This window comes from Alphaproteobacteria bacterium, assembly GCA_024244705.1.
Lineage (GTDB): Bacteria > Pseudomonadota > Alphaproteobacteria > JAAEOK01 > JAAEOK01 > JAAEOK01.
Window position 1 is genome coordinate 62,687 of sequence record JAAEOK010000053.1, and the last position, 17,136, is coordinate 79,822.

At 64.2% G+C, this 17,136-nt stretch carries 14 protein-coding genes; 5 read left to right on the top strand and 9 right to left on the bottom strand.

The features are described 5' to 3' along the window. Nucleotides 1-16: 16 nt before the first annotated feature. A complete protein-coding gene (locus tag GY791_09340; GenBank protein MCP4328623.1) occupies nucleotides 17-1,495 on the top strand; it encodes a PLP-dependent aminotransferase family protein in 1,479 nt (492 codons plus the stop codon). 166 nt (nucleotides 1,496-1,661) lie between these two features. Next, entirely contained in the window at nucleotides 1,662-2,111 is a 450-nt protein-coding gene (locus GY791_09345; GenBank protein MCP4328624.1) for a GNAT family N-acetyltransferase, read from the top strand. A gap of 60 nt (nucleotides 2,112-2,171) precedes the next feature. On the opposite strand, the gene GY791_09350 is transcribed toward GY791_09345, so the two are convergent. The 6 genes from GY791_09350 to GY791_09375 form a co-directional block, all read right to left on the bottom strand. Continuing rightward, nucleotides 2,172-2,660 carry a hypothetical protein gene (locus GY791_09350; protein MCP4328625.1) on the bottom strand — a complete coding sequence of 163 codons (489 nt, stop codon included), beginning with the start codon at nucleotides 2,658-2,660 and terminating at the stop codon, nucleotides 2,172-2,174. 82 nt (nucleotides 2,661-2,742) lie between these two features. Next, on the bottom strand, nucleotides 2,743-4,317 hold the full coding sequence (locus tag GY791_09355) for a hypothetical protein (protein ID MCP4328626.1): 1,575 nt from the start codon (nucleotides 4,315-4,317) through the stop codon (nucleotides 2,743-2,745). A 296-nt stretch (nucleotides 4,318-4,613) separates the two neighbouring features. Beyond that, nucleotides 4,614-5,636: a Gfo/Idh/MocA family oxidoreductase gene (locus GY791_09360; protein ID MCP4328627.1), complete on the bottom strand. Its 1,023-nt coding sequence runs from the start codon at nucleotides 5,634-5,636 to the stop codon at nucleotides 4,614-4,616. A gap of 79 nt (nucleotides 5,637-5,715) precedes the next feature. Beyond that, nucleotides 5,716-6,006: a hypothetical protein gene (locus GY791_09365; GenBank protein ID MCP4328628.1), complete on the bottom strand. Its 291-nt coding sequence runs from the start codon at nucleotides 6,004-6,006 to the stop codon at nucleotides 5,716-5,718. Nucleotides 6,007-6,516: 510 nt separating this feature from the next. After that, entirely contained in the window at nucleotides 6,517-8,760 is a 2,244-nt protein-coding gene (locus GY791_09370; protein MCP4328629.1) for a DUF3604 domain-containing protein, read from the bottom strand. Between the two features lie 11 nt (nucleotides 8,761-8,771). Continuing rightward, the gene (locus GY791_09375) at nucleotides 8,772-10,115 is read right to left on the bottom strand and encodes an aspartate aminotransferase family protein (protein MCP4328630.1); all 1,344 of its coding nucleotides are present in this window, start codon (nucleotides 10,113-10,115) and stop codon (nucleotides 8,772-8,774) included. A gap of 362 nt (nucleotides 10,116-10,477) precedes the next feature. On the opposite strand from GY791_09375, the gene GY791_09380 reads away from it, so the two are divergent. The 3 genes from GY791_09380 to rimK are packed head-to-tail and all read left to right on the top strand — an operon-like array spanning nucleotide 10,478 to nucleotide 12,207. Beyond that, a complete protein-coding gene (locus tag GY791_09380) occupies nucleotides 10,478-10,783 on the top strand; it encodes a hypothetical protein (GenBank protein ID MCP4328631.1) in 306 nt (101 codons plus the stop codon). Between the two features lie 36 nt (nucleotides 10,784-10,819). After that, on the top strand, nucleotides 10,820-11,305 hold the full coding sequence (locus GY791_09385; protein MCP4328632.1) for an ATP-dependent zinc protease: 486 nt from the start codon (nucleotides 10,820-10,822) through the stop codon (nucleotides 11,303-11,305). Next, nucleotides 11,302-12,207, top strand: coding sequence for a 30S ribosomal protein S6--L-glutamate ligase (gene rimK, locus GY791_09390; protein ID MCP4328633.1), 906 nt, complete (start codon nucleotides 11,302-11,304; stop codon nucleotides 12,205-12,207). Before GY791_09385 ends, rimK begins: the two co-directional genes overlap by 4 nt. Before the next feature lie 107 nt (nucleotides 12,208-12,314). Here rimK and GY791_09395 read toward each other — a convergent pair whose 3' ends face one another. Genes GY791_09395 through GY791_09405 form a run of 3 tightly spaced genes read right to left on the bottom strand, consistent with a single transcriptional unit; the run spans nucleotide 12,315 to nucleotide 16,886 of the window. Further along, complete coding sequence (locus GY791_09395) at nucleotides 12,315-13,253, bottom strand: dimethyl sulfoxide reductase anchor subunit (protein MCP4328634.1); 939 nt, start codon at nucleotides 13,251-13,253, stop codon at nucleotides 12,315-12,317. Nucleotides 13,254-13,263: 10 nt separating this feature from the next. After that, the gene (locus GY791_09400; protein ID MCP4328635.1) at nucleotides 13,264-14,004 is read right to left on the bottom strand and encodes a 4Fe-4S dicluster domain-containing protein; all 741 of its coding nucleotides are present in this window, start codon (nucleotides 14,002-14,004) and stop codon (nucleotides 13,264-13,266) included. Next, complete coding sequence (locus tag GY791_09405; GenBank protein MCP4328636.1) at nucleotides 14,001-16,886, bottom strand: molybdopterin-dependent oxidoreductase; 2,886 nt, start codon at nucleotides 16,884-16,886, stop codon at nucleotides 14,001-14,003. Before GY791_09405 ends, GY791_09400 begins: the two co-directional genes overlap by 4 nt. Nucleotides 16,887-17,136 lie beyond the last annotated feature (250 nt).

The window sequence follows — 17,136 nt, forward strand, 5'->3', positions numbered from 1 at the left end:
GCATGGGGCCAAACTGATGCGTGACACGTTGTTTCACCTGCAGCGGGTGAAGAATGTCAGCATTCAGGTGCAGATCCGCGAAATGATGGTCGCCGCAATCCTCAACGGCCAACTCCAGTCGGGGCAGCCGTTGCCGTCGAGTCGGAAGTTGGCCAAAGGTCTGGGGGTATCGCGCAATACCGTCGTTTTGGCCTATCAGGGGCTCGTCGACGACGGCTATCTCATGGCCCGCGAGCGCAGCGGGTTCTACGTCAATCCCGAAATCCTCGAGGGCCGGACCGCGCCCCAGGATGAGGAGCGCGGCGCGGCGCGCCGGGCGCCCGATTGGCGGCGTCGCCTGCAGGTCCAGCCCAGCGGCCAAGCCAATATCGTCAAACCTTTGGATTGGCTGTCTTACCCCTATCCCTTCATCTATGGCCAGGTCGATCAAAGCCTGTTCCCGCTGGCGGCCTGGCGCGAGTGCTCGCGGCAGGCTTTGGGGCGCCGCGAAATGGAGGCCTGGACCAACGATACCCACGGCCGCGACGACCCGATGCTGGTTGGCCAGGTCCGCACCCGACTACTGCCGCGCCGCGGCATTTCAGCGCAGGCCGATGAAATTCTGATCACCCTCGGCGCGCAACATGCGCTTTACCTCCTCGCCAGCCTGTTGGTCAGCCCGCGGACCGAGGTCGCGATCGAGGACCCCGGCTATCCGGATGTACGCAACATATTCCGGCTGAAGACCGATCATGTACGGGCGATCCCGGTCGATGACGGCGGCATCGTCGTCGACGAACGGCTCGATTCCTGCGACTACGTCTATGTCACGCCGAGCCATCAATTCCCGACCACCGTGACGATGCCGCTGGAACGGCGACAGGCCTTGCTCGAAAAGGCGGCGGCCGAGGACTTCCTCATCATCGAGGACGATTACGAGTTCGAGACCAATTATGTGAGCGAGCCGACGCCGGCGCTGAAGTCGCTCGATCGCGAGGACCGGGTGATCTATGTCGGCAGTCTGTCGAAGACGATATTTCCCGGCTTGCGTCTCGGCTATCTGGTCGCTCCGACCGCCCTGCTTGCCGAGGCCAGGGCCCTGCGACGGCTTATGGTGCGGCACGCGCCGACCAACAACCAGCGGACGACGGCGTTGTTTCTCTCGCTCGGTCACCACGACGCCCTGATCCATCGTTTGCATCGCGCCTACCGGTCACGGTGCGAGGAGATGGGCCGGACGCTGGCCAAATATTTGCCCCAGGCCAGCCAGGTCCCGACCTTCGGCGGCACCAGCTACTGGGTACGCGGGCCGCGCGGGCTGGATGCCGAAAAACTGGCTGACGCGGCGCGCGAGGTCGGCATTATTATCGAGCCCGGAGGCATTTATTTCGAGGCGGCTCGGGCGCCGCGCAACTATTTCCGCCTTGGCTTCTCGTCGATCGATCTCGAACATATCGAACCCGGGATCCGCCTGCTTTGCGAGCTTATTCACCAGCAAACCGCGGCGGCCGGCTGAGCGTTGGCATTGGCGAAGGTCAGGAACTGGCCCTTGGCCTCGGCCCCACGCCGCCGATAGTCTTTTCGAGACTCGCACTGTGGCCTCTGGTTGGCCTCGCCGACGGGGAAGTCGAAATGATGCGTGCTGAGTGGACCGGCGATTGCGCTCGAAAGCCGCCCCTGCCATGAGGATCGCGCAAGCCGATCGAGCCCATCTCCGCGATATCGAGCGCTGCGCGCGCGCGGCCTACGAGAAGTACGTCGCCCACATCGGCCGCGAGCCGGCGCCGATGGTCGCCGACTTTGCGCGGCTGATCGAGGACGGCCATGTCTGGGTTGCGACCGACGACCACGGGCTCGCCGGGTTCGTCATCTTTTATCGGCGCGGCGATCACCTTCATCTTGAGAACGTCGCGGTGTTTCCCAACCGTCAGGGCGAAGGCATCGGAACGATCTTGGTTCGGCACGTCGAGGACGCGGCCGAGCGCGAAGGCTTGGCCGCGATCGAGCTCTATACCAACGAGAAGATGACCGAGAACCTCGATTACTACCGGCGCCTCGGCTACCGCGAAACCGGCCGCCGGGAAGAGGACGGATTCAACCGCGTCTTCTTCCGCAAGGAGATCGGGCGGTAAGCCGTCGGGCGCGTGTCGCAACGGCGGGGCGGCCGACATCCCGAAATCTGTTGCCGCGGACTATCTTTTGTCGCGTTTCGCCTGGCTCCTGCGCTGAACCGCGAGAACGTGTCCCTTCTCGCGTCCCGCGGTCAATCGGGGCACGGGGCTGGTCCTCGGTTTTGACGCAATTCCTCGGCTCGCGGTCCTACCGGGACGGGGCCGCTTGCCGGTCTTGCCGGCGGACTTTTTCTCGAGCGCGGACCGCGCCGCGGCCCTGTGCCGTTGGCGCGCTTCCTTGACTTCGATATCGAGCAGGCGGCGCTCGCCCCGCCGCAGCGCCTCACGAAAGATCTCCGCCTTTCGTCTCGACAGCTCTCCCGACTCTCCCTTGCGGGCCTCCGCGATCGCTTTCTCACGTGCCTTGTCCGCATACCGCCGCAGGATACCGATGCGTCTTTTCAGGGTTGCCTTGTCCATGTCCTTGAGACCCTTGGACAGGACCGGACGTAACAACTCGAACTCGCGTTCCGACGTATACTTTGCCACCCGGTTGAGAAGTGCCGACATGATCTAAGTTCCGATATTCTGGTTGGCGATGACGTCGCCCTCGATTCCGCACAGAGTCGTCGCGGACTGGATTCGGATCGATCTATGGCACCGTCTCGACGGCGATTTCGCCCACGCTCCAGGTGCCGCCGTTGTTGATCAGCGATATGCCGTCGAAACCGCCTTGCTGGCTATTGTCGCGAGTCTCGAGAACGAGCGCACCGTCGATGGCGACCTTCATCAATCCCTCGGCATCGCGTTCCCACAGGATTTCGTGCATGTTTCCATCCTGAAGAGCGGTGATCGGATTAGCGCTAGCGATAACCGAGGCGCCGTTTTGGGTGGCGGCAATGAGACGCAGGGTGCGCGGCTGGCTCGCGTTGCTCTCGAGACGATAGCCCAACCCGACATTGTTGCCGGCAAAAGGCCCGACGCTGAACACGCCCGGCTGCCCACTGCCCGACAGCGTCATCCGGATCCGGAATTGGTTGCCCACCTGCGCCCCGCTGGAGATCGCGGCGACGTCCTGTGGAGCCTGCAGGTTGACGCCAAGTGCCTGTCCGAGGAGGCCTTTGACAAGCTGCTCGCCGGCTTTTTCGGTCGATGGCGCCTGGACGGTGACGGTGCTGGTCAGCGCGCCCGCCGGCGTGACGTCGAACTTGCCGGCCTGGACGGTCCATCGCGGACCGCTAGTGTAATTGCCGTCGGCAAAGGCATCCTGCAACGCGAACCGATAGGCCGGCGCCTCCGGCGTGGCGGTCTCGGGTTCGATCTCGACGGTTGTCGCGGTTCCGGGTTCGGCGCTCGGCTCGGCCGTCGTCGGCTCGGCGGTTGTCGGGGCGGCGGTTGTTGTCGCGGCGGTCGCGATACCGAGGCGTTCGAGCAGATCCTGGGATATGCGGCCATCCACCGTCATGCCGGCATCGACCTGGTAGGTGCGGATCGCGTTGCGCGTGGCGGTGCCCATGGCGCCGTCCGCCGGTCCCGGATTGTAGCCGCGGGCGGCCAAGGCCTTTTGCACGTCCATCACCGTTTCACGGCTGGTCAGCGAGGCCGTCTGGCTGCTCTTCTGCTGGATGTGGGCCGCGATTTCCGGGCTGGCGCGGCCGTCGACCAAGAGATTGTTGTCGCGCTGATAGGCGCGGATCGCCTCACGGGTGCTGTCGTCCATGTCGCCGGATACGACCGGGACGCTGTAGCCGAGACGGCGCAGACCGGCCTGAATGTCGAGCACGACCTGACGCTCCGCGCTCGTCACCTCCGGTTGCGGCGCCGGCTGTGGAGTCGGCTGCGGTGCCGCTTGTTGTTGCTGCTGCTGCTGCTGCGCCGCGGCCCGTTGCCGCTGGGTGTCCTGGATGTGGGCGACCAGGGACGGGCTCGGCGAGCCGGTGACCAGCAGGCCATTGTCGCGCTGATAGGCGCGGATTGCGTTGCCGGTCCGCGCGCCCATCAGACCGTCGGACGGACCGGCGTCATAGCCGAGCTCATTCAGCCCGCGCTGGATCTGGTAAACATCGTAGCTATAGGCCGCGAGCCGCAACGCGGTCGTGGCTTGTTTCACGGCGGGGCCGGCGAAGAACTGGGGCTTGGCGCCTGCAGCGCCCGCGTCTTGCGACGACAACGCAAGAAGCGCGCCTGTCCCGAGGAGCGCAAGTGCCGTGGACCTTGTGATACCCATTCTATCCTCCCGTTTCCGCCGCCCCATGATCCGAGACCCGTGTCCGGATGACAGATCGAGGCTCTGGTTCATCTGGTTCGTGATCTTAGGCGGCGGCTCCGCGATGATGCAAGCGCCGGGGAGAGGATGGGTTCAACGGGGTCTTTTTCCGTAAGGAGACCAACGACAGGCGCGCGGCGGCGTTTTTTCTGCTTCGGCCGGCGACGGGCGGTCGACGCATAGTCATGCGGTGAACTTGCCGAAATCGTCCCGTCATCGTCTACTCGAGGCGTTGATGGGGTGCGGCGAGCCCGGGATCAGCGTCCGGCGATCTTCGCCCACACCGCATCGAGGTAATGCTGCGTGGTCGCGGCCGCCTTGGCATATGCGACGCGCGTTTCGCGGTCGCCGGATGTCGCCAAATCTGCAAAGTTCTGGATCATCAAGACCTGTTGCGGCGTCCCGGAGGGGGTCTCGACGAAGGTGAAGTCGTCAGGCGTCATCGATCCGCTGCGATGGACGTAGCCGGTCGGAACCTCGGCCGCTTGGAAGCCGAAGCTGTTGGTCCAATTCATCGCGAAGTCGTCCAGTACGATGACACCCTTGTCGCCGACAAGGCCCAACTCGTTGACCGTGGTCCCGCTCTCGAAGCCGGCGCCGAAGGTCGCATTCTCGCCGCTTTCGAAGGCGAGCAGCCCGCTGACCTGCGTGACCGCGTGGGTCTCCGGATCGCGCTGGCAGACGGCTTCGGCCTGCGCCACCGCGCCTCGCGGCCGCAGGTACTCGACCATGGCCCGCGTGCAATACCAACCGAGGTCGCCCAAAGCGCCCATCGGCTCCCTGGCCGGGTCGTAGCGAATGTTCGAGCGGTCTTTCAGACCGGTGTAGAAGACGCTGTGCATGACACGCGGCTTGCCGACGCGCTCCGCCAGGGTGGCCCTGACGGCGGCCCGGCGCGGGTGATGGACGAAATGTGTCGCATCCATGAAGACCAGGTTGGCCGCCGCTGCCGCGCGCGCGATACGGTCGACCGATTGGGCGTCGACAAAGGGCTTGTCGACAAGGACATGCTTGCCCGCGGCGATCGCCGCCAGCGCTGCCTCTTCCTTCGCGGCGGTCGGTATCGCGACATAGACCGCATCGACATCGTCCCGGGCCAGCAGGGCCGCGCGGCCTTCGACGGCCTCGGTGCCGGGCCGTCCGGCGGCGAACGCCTCGGCCGTCGCTTGCGACCGGCTGGAGACGGCGGCGAGCCGGGCGTTGGCGGCTGCTTGGATGGCGTCGGCAATTGCCTTGGCGACCATGCCCGTGCCGACGATACCGAACCCGAATGCCGTCATCTCTTCCGCCTTTCGCCCAGTTGCGGGGTTTCACATGATGGGCCCGGTGGACGATACCCGGACCGGCGAAGAGAGCCTGTCAGTCGGTCTCGCGGCGCAAGACCGTCGTGAAGACGACGGCGTGCGGATAGGCTTCCATATAGGTTATCTCGAGTTCGTTGGGTCCAAGCAACTCGCCGAACAAGATGCCGGGGTCGTCGGTCTCGACAAAGCGAAGGGTCACGCCGTCCGAGTCGATTGCGCCGATAAAAGGCTCCCTGGCGCTGAGCACATCCACGCCGGCGACGTTGCCCGGATCGTCCGTTATCGCCTGCCACGTGCGATATCCAAGCAACAGCGGACCATCGACGTTTTCGATCACCATCGACATCAATCTCGGCACCTTTACGATCTTGCCGTCCGACTCCAGCAGGATCGTTGCCCCACCCGCCCATGTCCCAATGACGTCAAATTGTTGAGCCTGCGATTGATGTGCGCCCAACGCGAGGGAAAAGATCGAAACGACGATGACCTATAGGATTCGCATCGTTTTCTTGCTCCATGCTGTAGTTGGAACGGCGCTGATTGCCGGGACCAACGGGCCCCTGCGGGCGACACGGCGCGAGTCCCGCACCGTCCCCTGATAGGCGCCGGATTGCCGCAATCGTACCTCGATACTTTCGCCCTCGCCAATAGCACGAGGAAACGACGGCCGTAGCCGTTCCATTCTTGCAACGCCCATCGATTTCAAGCTTTTCGCAGACGACATGCTGCACCCGAACGCCTTGGGACACGCGATTGCCGTGGAAGCGCTTCTCGAGAAACTGACATCTCTCGGTGTGTATGAAGGGTCCCCATAATCGAATCACCAAACCGATGCCGCCAAGGATAGGGCCGCGCGTTAGCGGAAGATGTAGATCGGGCTCGACCAAATTTGATGCCCGTCCTCCAGGGTCAGGCAGACGTAAAGCGCGTTATCCCGATCGCCGGCGAGCGGGATACGGCGCTCGAAAATCAGGCCGCGATGGTCGTTCTGATCGGGCAGGCGAAAGACGCGAATGCGGCGCCGGATGCCGCCATTTTCGAAGACCAGATCGTCGCCGCCGATCTGGGCCACGTCGATTTCCGCGCTGACGGGTCCGGTCTCGATGCGCAGCACGCCTGTGTCGAGCTCGGCGAGCCAGGCGTCGAAGCCGCCGTGCCCGCCGGTCGTCAGCGCCGTCCAGGAGACCCGGTCCGCAGCTTGGAGGTCCAATTTCTTGTCGAGATTGTAGTAATTGATCGGGCTGATCTTGGTGAATGTGTTGCCGGTGAGCGTCGCGCCGCCGTCCCAGATCGTCTCCCGCCCGCGGCCGCGATATTCCGACCCCTCCCAGACCACGCGAATGCGGTTGCCGAGGTCGGACAACGCGTAAGGGCGAATCGTTTCGAAGATCTCGAGCCCGTTGCGCAACTCAATCCGTTCGATCGGCGCCGCCGCGAGCGCGTCGAGGGTGAACTCGACGCTGTCGTCGCGACTCCGAAGGATGTCCCCCATCATCGCCGCGCGGACCGGGCTGCTCCCTGCCGGCCCCAGGTTGGGGTCGTCGTCGTACAAATCCGCCGGATTTTCGAACCGTGCCTGCACGTCGAGGACCATGCGGCAGCCGGTCGTCGCATAATGGTGCCGGCGGCGTAACGCGTCCATCAAGGCAGGCCGGGTCAATTCGGCGGCCAGCAAGCAGGTCAGTCCGCCATAGGCACCAAACTTGGTGGCGCCGGGATGGCTCGCCCCGGGACGGCCCTTGTGGCCGTCCGAATTGGCGACGATGCCGACACGATAGCCGTGGTCGAGCGCGTCCTCGATCAGCCATTCGAATGTGCCCCAGGCCGAATGGACCTCGACCGAACGTTCCAAACGGACATCGTGGGCCATCTCGATGTCGGCATAGCGGCCGCCGACATGGGCGAAGACGACGCAATCCTCGCTCTTGAGGACAGTGAACAGATCGGCCGCCGAGTTGGCGTCGCTCTCGATGTCGGACAAATCGTCGACCAGAGCATGGGAAGAACGGTAGAGGCCGCGGCCTTCCTCCATGTAGAGGACGTTGCGGTCGCCGCCCAGGCCCGTATTGCCGGACCATTCGTAGCCCGGAAAGACGATGAAACGCCGGTCCTCGTTGAATTCGCGGCTGAGGTCGTTGAGATGGTGCCAAAACTCGGAAGTGATCTGGAAATCGTTGCCCTGGTGGCTGCAGGCATCGAGAAACGCCCGGTCGCGAGCGAACAGGAAAAAATCGCGGGCGGAGTTGGTGCCGATGGTCTCTTCCGATTGGCCGTGGAGATCGCCCCAGTAGGGCAGCAACAGGGGGTCGGCCGTGACGCGGAGGGGATTGGAGGTCGCCGCGACATCTCCCTGCTCGTCGATGAGGTCGATGGTGAGGTCGCCCGGTTCGTCGACGCGGAGGCCGTCGTAGGTGGCGGCGAACGATCCCGGCTCGAAGCGGATCGAGCCGGGGATGCCGTCGACGGATCGGCTCGCGCGCAGCCCGAAGACCCGGTTGCAGAGATCGCTGGGGTTGCCCCACGCATCCTCGCCCTTGAGCTTGAGAGAGAACGGCTCGCCCCGCCGGGCACCGGTCGGCAGCACCGCCTTCCAGCGCACCGGCGGGCCGGGGACGATGGCGATCGACGGCTGTTCGGGCAGTTCGACATAGTTGTAGGTCGCGATGGCGTCGACCAGGACGCGGAACTCGAAGCTGTCCTCGCAGAATGTCTGGATGCGCATGCCCGGGGACCCGGACCGGCGGTCGCCGAAACGGACGACGATTCGGTCGCCCTCGCGGAGGAAACCCCGGACGACCTTGATATAGAGGGTCTTGTCCCACGGCCGAATGTTCATCTTCGGGTCGTAACGGACATCGAGCGCGGCGCCGTTGGAGGCCTCGACGGTGGTATAATTCGCGCCCGCAGGATCGTCGAACTGGGGGCGCCCCATGTCGCTGGCGAAGCGGTGGACCACCTTGATGCTGCCGGTGTCGTCGATGCCGAAATAACCCGCCGTGTAGGTCAGGGTGAACGACTGAAAGCTGCCGGCGGTGAAGCGGCCCGTGGGCTCGACGATTGCGGTGCCCATGCGCTCGGGAAGGAATTTCGAATGCGGCACCGGCCCGGTTCCTATGCGCCGAATTGCTGGTTGAAACTACTCTCCAGCACGTCGGCGAAGAAGCCGACGTCGCCCGGCGCGATGCACATCGGCGGGACCATGCGCAGGACGTTCTTGTGCATCCCCGACTTGCTGCAGACGACACCCTGATCGCGCATCGTCTCGTAGGCTCGGGCGGTTTCCTCCGGCGCCGGAGTCTTCGATGATCGATCCTTGACCAGTTCGATCGCCATCATCAATCCGCGTCCGCGCACGTCGCCGACGATCTCGTATTTTTGCTGGAGCGCGCGCAGCACCGCCAACATCTCGCCGCCGGTCTCGACCGCGTTCCGTTGCAGGCCCTCGTCCTCGATGACCTTGAGGACGGCGCGCCCGGCAGCGCAGGCAATTGGATTCGCGCCGTAGGTGTTGAAGTAGAACTTGCCGGCGAGCGCTTCGCCGACGGCGCGTTTGGCGACGACCGCGCCCAGTGGTATGCCGTTGCCGATGCCCTTGGCGGCGACGACGATATCGGGAACGACGCCGTCGGCTTCGAAGCCCCAGAAGTGGTCGCCGGTGCGGCCGAAGCCGGACTGCACCTCATCGATGACGAGCAGCCCGCCGGCCTCGCGGACCCGTTCCGCCGCCCCTTTGATATAGCCTGACGGCATCGGCACAATGCCGCCATAGCCCTGCACCGGTTCGATGATGATGCCGGCGAGTTTGCCCGAGGTCGCGGTCGCGATGGTGTCGTCGATCGCCGTCAAATAGGGCTCCACACCGGCGCCGAAGACGCCGCGGTATTGGTCCGGGTTGGCGACGTGGTGGATGTCGCCCAGCAGCGGGACGTTATGCCGGAACCCGGCGATCCCGGTCAGCGATTGGGCACCGAATGTGGCGCCGTGATAACCGTTGGCGAGGGCCAGGAAGTTGGTGTTCCCGGTGAAGCTCCGCGCCATCAGGAGGGCAAGATCGATCGCCTCGGTCCCGCTGTTGGTGAAATGGACGACCCAGTCCTCGCCGGCCGGAAACTTCGCCGCCAGCTCCTCGGCGAAATGGGCCGGCACCGGGTGATAGAACATCGTCGTGCAGTGCTGCAGCGTCTCCGCCTGCCGGCACACGGCCGCGACGATCGCGGGATGGCAGTGGCCGACGCTGATGCACAAATTCATGCCGAGAAGGTCGAGGTACTTCTTGTCGTTCTCGTCCCAGACGTATTGGCCCTGTCCGCGTTTTATGATCAGCGGTTCGCGATAGGGCACGAACGCGCGCTGCGACGCCGCATAATACTTTTCTCTGCGGTCGATGATCGATTGCCGCGACCAATCGACGGGCAGGCCGGCCCCGGTCTCGGCTACGTCGAAGGATGTCGTCATGAAGTTTCTCCTGCCAGTGGTCGCCGGCGACAGCTATGGCGTGATCCATATGATCCGCCTCGACCCGCCCGGGGGCTGCTGGCGCGCCGGTCCGAGCTCGGAATAATCCGCCGTCGGTCATGGTAATTCCAACGCACGACCCGGAAAGTGCCAAATTGCAAAAAGTGCGTGCACAGTTTATCCGAGCCTCCTGCAATGGCGGCCATTTGTTTGCGATCGGGACGATGGCGCCGGCGAGCCTCGGTTGGGGGCCCGCCCGCACGCTTCTTGTGTAAATTTTAGTCTGTATAGCCAAAAATTTATTCTATATAGGTAAAATTAATTGATCGACAATTCATAGAGGAGCGGTTATCGGTGTTGCCATGGCGGATCGAGCATCGGCGCGGCAGATCGCGACCGAATTGGCGAAACTATACGAGCGGCGGTTCGGCGGCCGGGATCGCGGCCGCTATCGCATATCGATGAAATACATGCGGGTACTGACCGGCCGCAAGCGTGTGCCCGGACGTTTGGTGCGGCAAATTACAGAAGAACTCTTCGAACTCGGTTTCGTGTTGATCGATCTGGAAACCTTCTTCGTCGTCCTCGGGCAACGCACCTTTCAGAGCTATCGCCGGGTCAGCGAAGAATCGCTCATGCACCGCGACATAGCGGTTGGACACGTTTGATCGGGTTTTCCGGTCACCCTGCGGATATCGCTTGATATGGTCCGAACCAAACGCGATAGGCTCATCATCGGATGGCGCGAGTGGGTTGCATTGCCCGCCCTCGGAGTCGACCGGATCAAGGTCAAGATCGATACCGGTGCCCGGACGTCGGCGTTGCATGCTTATCGGATCAAGACATTCCGGCGCGGCGGCCAGCGCTTTGCCCGCTTTTATCTTCATCCGGTCCAGCACCGGCGACGGCCCGAGATCCTGTGCGAAGCGCCGCTCATCGGCGAGCGCCTGGTAACCAGCTCGAACGGTGCGCGGGAACGCCGCTACGTGGTCGAGACCTTGATCCGCGTCGGCGACCATCAATGGCCGATCGAGATCACCCTGACCAATCGCGACCCGATGGGTTTCCGTATGCTCCTCGGCCGGCAGGCACTGCGCAAGCGTTTCATCGTCGATCCGGGCTCGTCCTATAAATTCGCCTCCACCAGCGGCCCCTCCGGGCGGATGAAAAGCAGGGAGAAGACCGAATGAAGATTGCATTGATGGCGCGCAACCCGGACCTCTATTCGCACCGGCGGCTGATCGAGGCGGCGGAGCAGCGCGGACATGACATCCACGTCATCGACACCCTGCGGGTCTATATCAACGTGGCGTCGCACCGGCCGGAGATGCGCTACAGGGGCGAGAAGCTCACCGGCTTCGACGCGGTGATTCCACGCATCGGCGCCTCGGTCACGTTCTTCGGTACGGCGGTCCTGCGCCAGTTCGAGGTCATGGGCGTCTATCCGCTCAACGAATCGGTTGCCATCACCCGATCGCGTGACAAGCTGCGCAGCCTCCAGCTGCTAGCGCGGAAAGGCATCGGTTTGCCGGTCAGCGTCTTCGCCCATCGCACCAGCCAAGCCGACGACATACTCGAAATGCTCGGCGGCGCGCCGGTGATCATTAAACTGCTCGAAGGGACCCAAGGCATCGGCGTCGTGCTCGGCGAGACGCCGGCGGCGGCGAAGAGCATGATCCAGGCCTTCGGCGGACTGAAAGCCAATATCCTGGTGCAGGAATTCATCAAGGAAGCGGGCAGCCAGGACCTCCGCTGCCTGGTCGTCGGCGACAAGGTCGTGGCGTCGATGATGCGGACCGGCGCGGAGGGCGATTTCCGATCCAACCTCCATCGCGGCGGCCACGCCGAGAAGGTACGGATCACGCCCGAGGAACGCTCGACCGCGGTCCGTGCGGCCAACATCATGGGACTCAATGTCTGTGGCGTCGACATGCTGCGGTCGAACCACGGGCCGGTCGTCATGGAGGTGAATTCGACGCCGGGATTGGAAGGTCTTGAGAACGCCACCGGTATCGACGTTGCCGGCAAGATCATCGAGTTCGTCGAGAAGAACGCCAAGCCGAACAAGACCAAGACTCGAGGCCGGGGCTAAGCAATTCGCGAGAGTTGCGTGATCGGTGAGGTCGAGGTTCCGGCCGCGAGTCGGACGGCGGCCGACCTGTCGATCACCTTCTGATCGACCCGCCCGCGGAAGGTGCCCTAGGCCGCCTGTTCGCCGTAGTAAAGGGTTACGGTGTGCTTGGCTTCGGCGAAAAACAGCCAGCGCTCGATCACCACGCCGATAGACCCGCCGATCGCGGTGACCAGGGCCAGGAAGGCGCCGTATCCGCCGCCGACGAAAACCAGCATGAAGGCGAAGACGACCGGGATGAAGAAACCGATTCCCAACGCCAAATGCCGCAGTTTCTCGCTGTGCTTCCGCGCCACCTGAAACCCCATTTCGCGCATCAGGTAGTTCTCCTGGGTGTGCGGGGGATCGAGCAGGCGGACCTCGCCGAAGCGGCCGAGGCCGGTCGCGGTTCCCGGCGTGCTCTCGCCGGTGGCGTTGTCAACCGCCCGCCAATAGCGGACCTTGAGGGCCCAAGCGAGGACGATCGACAGCAGGACGATCAGGCTGAGCAAACTGCTGCCTTCGCCGAACAAACGGGCCAGGACGTTCAACCACAAGGCGCCGGTCATCAAGGCGAAGGCGAGATAGACCGGCACGACCAGCGGATTGTGCCAGCGGCGGATGGGCTTGAGGCTGCGGTAGATCATGCCGGTGCAGTAGACGGTCACGGCGCCGCCGATCGCGGCGAGCACGCCGAGGAACCCGGACACCGCGCCGAAGAAGATCCAGACGATTCCGAACAGCCCCGCCGGAAGATAGGTCGCCAGCGCGCTCACGCCTTCGCGCGACAGCCACGACGAGCGCCATTGCGACATCGCCCGCCAGGCGCGCTCCCGATGGCCGAGGTGGAAGGTCGACGACAGCAGGCCGAGCGTGATCAATCCGAGCGACAGGCCGAGCGCCGTGAACCCGAACCAGGAACCGGACGGCACGGCGCCGATCGGCGCGAGCAAACCGAGCAGGGCGAGCAGGCCATAGCCGGCACCGGACGCGGTGGTGAAAAGGATTACTGAAGCGGCGGGGTGCACGGTCTCGGACTCAGCGCGATAGCACGGCGTCGAGCCAGCCGAGGAAGCCGCCGTCCGGTGCCGCGGTCTCGAGCGCGGCTGGCGCGCCGGTCGCACCGGCCTCGGTCTTGCGCGGCCGCGGCGGCAGATATTTGTTGGTCGGGCCATACCCCATTTCGGGCATGAGGTCGTAGCCGCCACGCTCGGCGACCTTTTTCGCGACCTCCGATTCGGGATCGGCGAGGTCGCCGAAGGACCGCGCCGAGGTCGGGCAGGTGGCGACGCAGGCCGGCACCCGATCGATTTCCTCGAGGTTCTCGTTGTAGATGCGGTCGATGCAGAGCGTGCACTTTTTCATCACCCGTGACTCGCCGTCGAGCTCGCGCGCGCCATAGGGGCAGGCCCAGGCGCAGAGCCCGCAGCCGATGCAGCGGTCCTCGTCGACCAGGACGATGCCATCGGCCTCTCGCTTATAAGACGCCCCCGTCGGGCACACGGTAACGCAAGCCGCGTTTTCGCAGTGCAGGCACGATTTCGGGAAGTGGACGGTGCGGCCGCTGTCGCCGTCACCGACGTCGAAGCCGTGGACGCGGTTGAGCCAGCTCCCGCTCGCCCCAGCGCCATAGGGCGATTGGTCGGACAGCGGCGCCGGGTAGCCGCCGGTATTCCATTCCTTGCAATTGACGACGCAGGCATGGCAACCGACGCAAACGTCGAGGTCGATGACCAAACCAAGCCGTTTCGGCGGCGGGCTTTTCGGCAGGCTGGTCATGGCGCGTCTCGGCGGCCGGTCTTGAAGCGAAGACCATAACTCAGTTCCGCGGGCGGCACTGCGAGCGAGGGCGGCGGGTTCAACGCCTTGAATTGCGGCCACGACTCGCCGGCCTCCTGTTCGGTCGTCTTCTCGACCTTCACTCTCAGGTCATACCATGCCGCCTGGCCGGTGACCGGGTCGGAACAGGAATAGCGGTAGCCGCCATCGCGCGCCGGCAACAATTCGTCAATCAGGTGGTTGAGCAGAAAGCCTTGCCGCGATTCCGGCGAATCGGCTGTCAGGTTCCATGCCCCGGCGCGCTTGCCGATCGCGTTCCACGTCCACACCGTGTCGGCATTGAGGCCGGCCATCACGCGGACCGGCGCCTTGATCCTGCTGTGACGGCTACTGACCCAGACCCAATCGCCGTTTTCCAGTGCCAGTGCCCGGGCCAGCTCACGGGACACATAGAGCGGGTTGCTGCCGTGGATCTGTCGCAGCCACGCATTTTGCGATCCCCAGGAATGGTACATCGCCATCGGCCGTTGGGTGACCGCGTGGAGCGGGAATTCGGTTTCGTCGTTGGTCGCATCCTCGAACGGTGGATACCAGAACGGCATCGGATCGAAATAGGTCTCGATCCGCGCGCGGTGAGCCGCCGGCGTCTGCACCGGTCCGAGGCCGCGTGCGGCGAGGCGGAATTTCTGCATCACTTCGCTGTAAAGCTGGATCAGGATCGGCTCGTTGCGGTCGATGAAGCCCATCTCGACCGCGTAGCCGATATAGTCGCGGTTGACGTTCTTGTAGTAGCGCTGGTGCTCCGGCAGCTCTTGCTGCCAGAAACACTGATTCTCGACGTAGGTCTCGAGCTGCTTGGGATTGGCCGGTCCGCGTCCCTCCAACTCGCCGCCGCCACGCCATCCCGCGAGCATGCCGATGCCGGGCTTGCGCTCATGGTTGATGATGTAATCGGTATAGCCGCCGGGGTAGGTCGGGCTGCCGTCTTCGTTGACCAGCCCGGGCAGGCCGAGCCGCGCGCCGAGCTCGATCAGCACGTCCTGGAACGGGCGCACGTCGCGGTCGGGCTTGATCACCGGCTGGCGGATCGCGTCGGCCGGACCGTCGGGGTCGCTGATCGGCCGGTCGAGCAAGGAGATGCAGTCCCAGCGTTCGAGATAGGTGGTGTCGGGCAGGACCAGATCGGCGTAGGACACCATCTCCGAAAAATAGCTGTCGGCATAGATGATGCGCGGGATCTTGTAGTCGCCCGATTCATCGTCCTTGTCGGTCAGCATGGCGATGGTGTCGCTGGTGTTCATCGCCGAGTTCCACGCCATGTTGGCCATGAACATGAACAGCGTATCGATCGGGTAGGGATCGCCGCGCCACGCGTTGCTGATCACCATATGCATTAGCCCGTGGGCGGCGAGCGGCGCCTCCCACGAATAGGCCTTGTCGATCCGGCGCGGGCTGCCGTCGCTGTTGACCAGGAGGTCCTCCGGACCGCGCGGGAAGCCCAGCGGCGGCCCGGGCAATGGCGTGTTGGGCTCGATCTCGCCATGCCAGCCGGCCGGTTGCGGCATCGGCGGGATGTGCTTGGGGAAGGGCGGCTTGTAACGGAAGCCGCCGGGCGTATCGATGCTGCCCAACAGCGTCTGCAGGATGTGGATCGCGAAACAGGTATGAAAGCCGTTGGAGTGGGCCGAGATTCCGCGCATCGCATGCATGCTGACCGGGCGGCCGATCATCTTGTCGTGACGGCGCCCGGCCCAGTCGGTCCACGGCACATCGAGAACGATCTCCTGCTCGAAGGCGGCGTGGGCCAATTCGGCGGCGATACGGCGGATCGTCGGCGCCGGAATGCCACAGGCGGCGGCCACAGCGTCCGGGGCATATTCGTCGTCGAGGTAGCGTTCGGCGAGCAGATGAAAGACCGGCCGCGCGGAGCGCCCGTCGGGCAGCGTGACCGCTCCCTTCAGCGCCGGCTTCGCGTCCCGGTCGAGCGCGCTTGCGGTTGCCCCTTTCTCGCGGTCCCAGCACAACGGCTCGCCGCGCTCGTCGCGGGCGAACATGCCGTCGTCGCCGGTGCCCGGGGCGTCGATGACCAGCCACGGCGCGTTGGTATAACGGACGAGATAGTCGACATCGACTTTGCCGGCGCGCAGCAGCTCGTGGACGAGCGCGAGGATGAACAGCCCGTCGGTGCCGGGAGCGATCCCCAGCCACTCATCGGCGATCGCCGAATAGCCGGTCTTGATCGGGTTGATCGAGACAAACTTGGCGCCGTGAGCCTTGAGCTTGCCGAGCCCGATCTTGATCGGATTGCTGCCGTGGTCCTCGGCGACGCCGAACATCATGAAATATTTGGTGCGCTCCCAGTCGGGTTCGCCGAATTCCCAGAACGAACCGCCGATCGAATACAACCCCGCCGCAGCCATGTTGACCGAGCAAGAACCGCCGTGGGCAGCGTAATTTGGCGTGCCGAATTGCATCGCCCACCATCCGGTCAGCGCCTGGCTCTGATCGCGGCCGGTGAAGAAGGCAAGCTTGCGGGGATCTGTCGCGCGCACGCGGCCCAGCCAGTCGGTCGCGATCCGCAGAGCCTCGTCCCACTCGATCTCGGCGAATTCGCCGGCGCCCCGTTCGCCGACCCGCTTCAGCGGCTTGGTCAACCGCGCCGGCGAATATTGGGTCATGATGCCGGCCGAACCCTTGGCGCACAGCACGCCCTTGTTGACCGGGTGGTTGGGGTTGCCCTGGATATAGCGGATCGCGCCGTCCTTCATGTGGACCTTGATGCCGCAACGGCAGGCGCACATGTAGCAGGTCGTGTATTTGACCTCGTCGGCGACCTGGGGCGAGGTGTCGACCGACCGTTCTTCGCTAGCGGAATGGACCATGAAATCGAGCCTCGACACCTGATATGGCCCGTCAAGCCGACGTGCTGGTTGGATCGCGCCTTGGTTCAGTTTCGGAATCTATAGGGCACAATCCGCCATGACCACAGGACCAAAGTGATTTTCTCGATGGGACCAGTCGTCGCGCGGCATTGACAAGTCCCGGTTGGCGGCGGAAAACAAACGGGTTTCGTGACGCGAGACGCCTCATCAGAGGGATGTAATGTGACGCCAGCAGAGTCGGCTTTGCGCG

Coding starts and splice junctions, on each gene's coding strand:
- GY791_09340 (MCP4328623.1), top strand. CDS start 17: ATGCGTGACACGTTGTTTCACCTGCAGCGGGTGAAGAATGTCAGCATT.
- GY791_09345 (MCP4328624.1), top strand. CDS start 1,662: ATGAGGATCGCGCAAGCCGATCGAGCCCATCTCCGCGATATCGAGCGC.
- GY791_09350 (MCP4328625.1), bottom strand. CDS start 2,660: ATGTCGGCACTTCTCAACCGGGTGGCAAAGTATACGTCGGAACGCGAG.
- GY791_09355 (MCP4328626.1), bottom strand. CDS start 4,317: ATGGGTATCACAAGGTCCACGGCACTTGCGCTCCTCGGGACAGGCGCG.
- GY791_09360 (MCP4328627.1), bottom strand. CDS start 5,636: ATGACGGCATTCGGGTTCGGTATCGTCGGCACGGGCATGGTCGCCAAG.
- GY791_09365 (MCP4328628.1), bottom strand. CDS start 6,006: ATGTCGATGGTGATCGAAAACGTCGATGGTCCGCTGTTGCTTGGATAT.
- GY791_09375 (MCP4328630.1), bottom strand. CDS start 10,115: ATGACGACATCCTTCGACGTAGCCGAGACCGGGGCCGGCCTGCCCGTC.
- GY791_09380 (MCP4328631.1), top strand. CDS start 10,478: ATGGCGGATCGAGCATCGGCGCGGCAGATCGCGACCGAATTGGCGAAA.
- GY791_09385 (MCP4328632.1), top strand. CDS start 10,820: ATGGTCCGAACCAAACGCGATAGGCTCATCATCGGATGGCGCGAGTGG.
- rimK (MCP4328633.1), top strand. CDS start 11,302: ATGAAGATTGCATTGATGGCGCGCAACCCGGACCTCTATTCGCACCGG.
- GY791_09400 (MCP4328635.1), bottom strand. CDS start 14,004: ATGACCAGCCTGCCGAAAAGCCCGCCGCCGAAACGGCTTGGTTTGGTC.
- GY791_09405 (MCP4328636.1), bottom strand. CDS start 16,886: ATGGTCCATTCCGCTAGCGAAGAACGGTCGGTCGACACCTCGCCCCAG.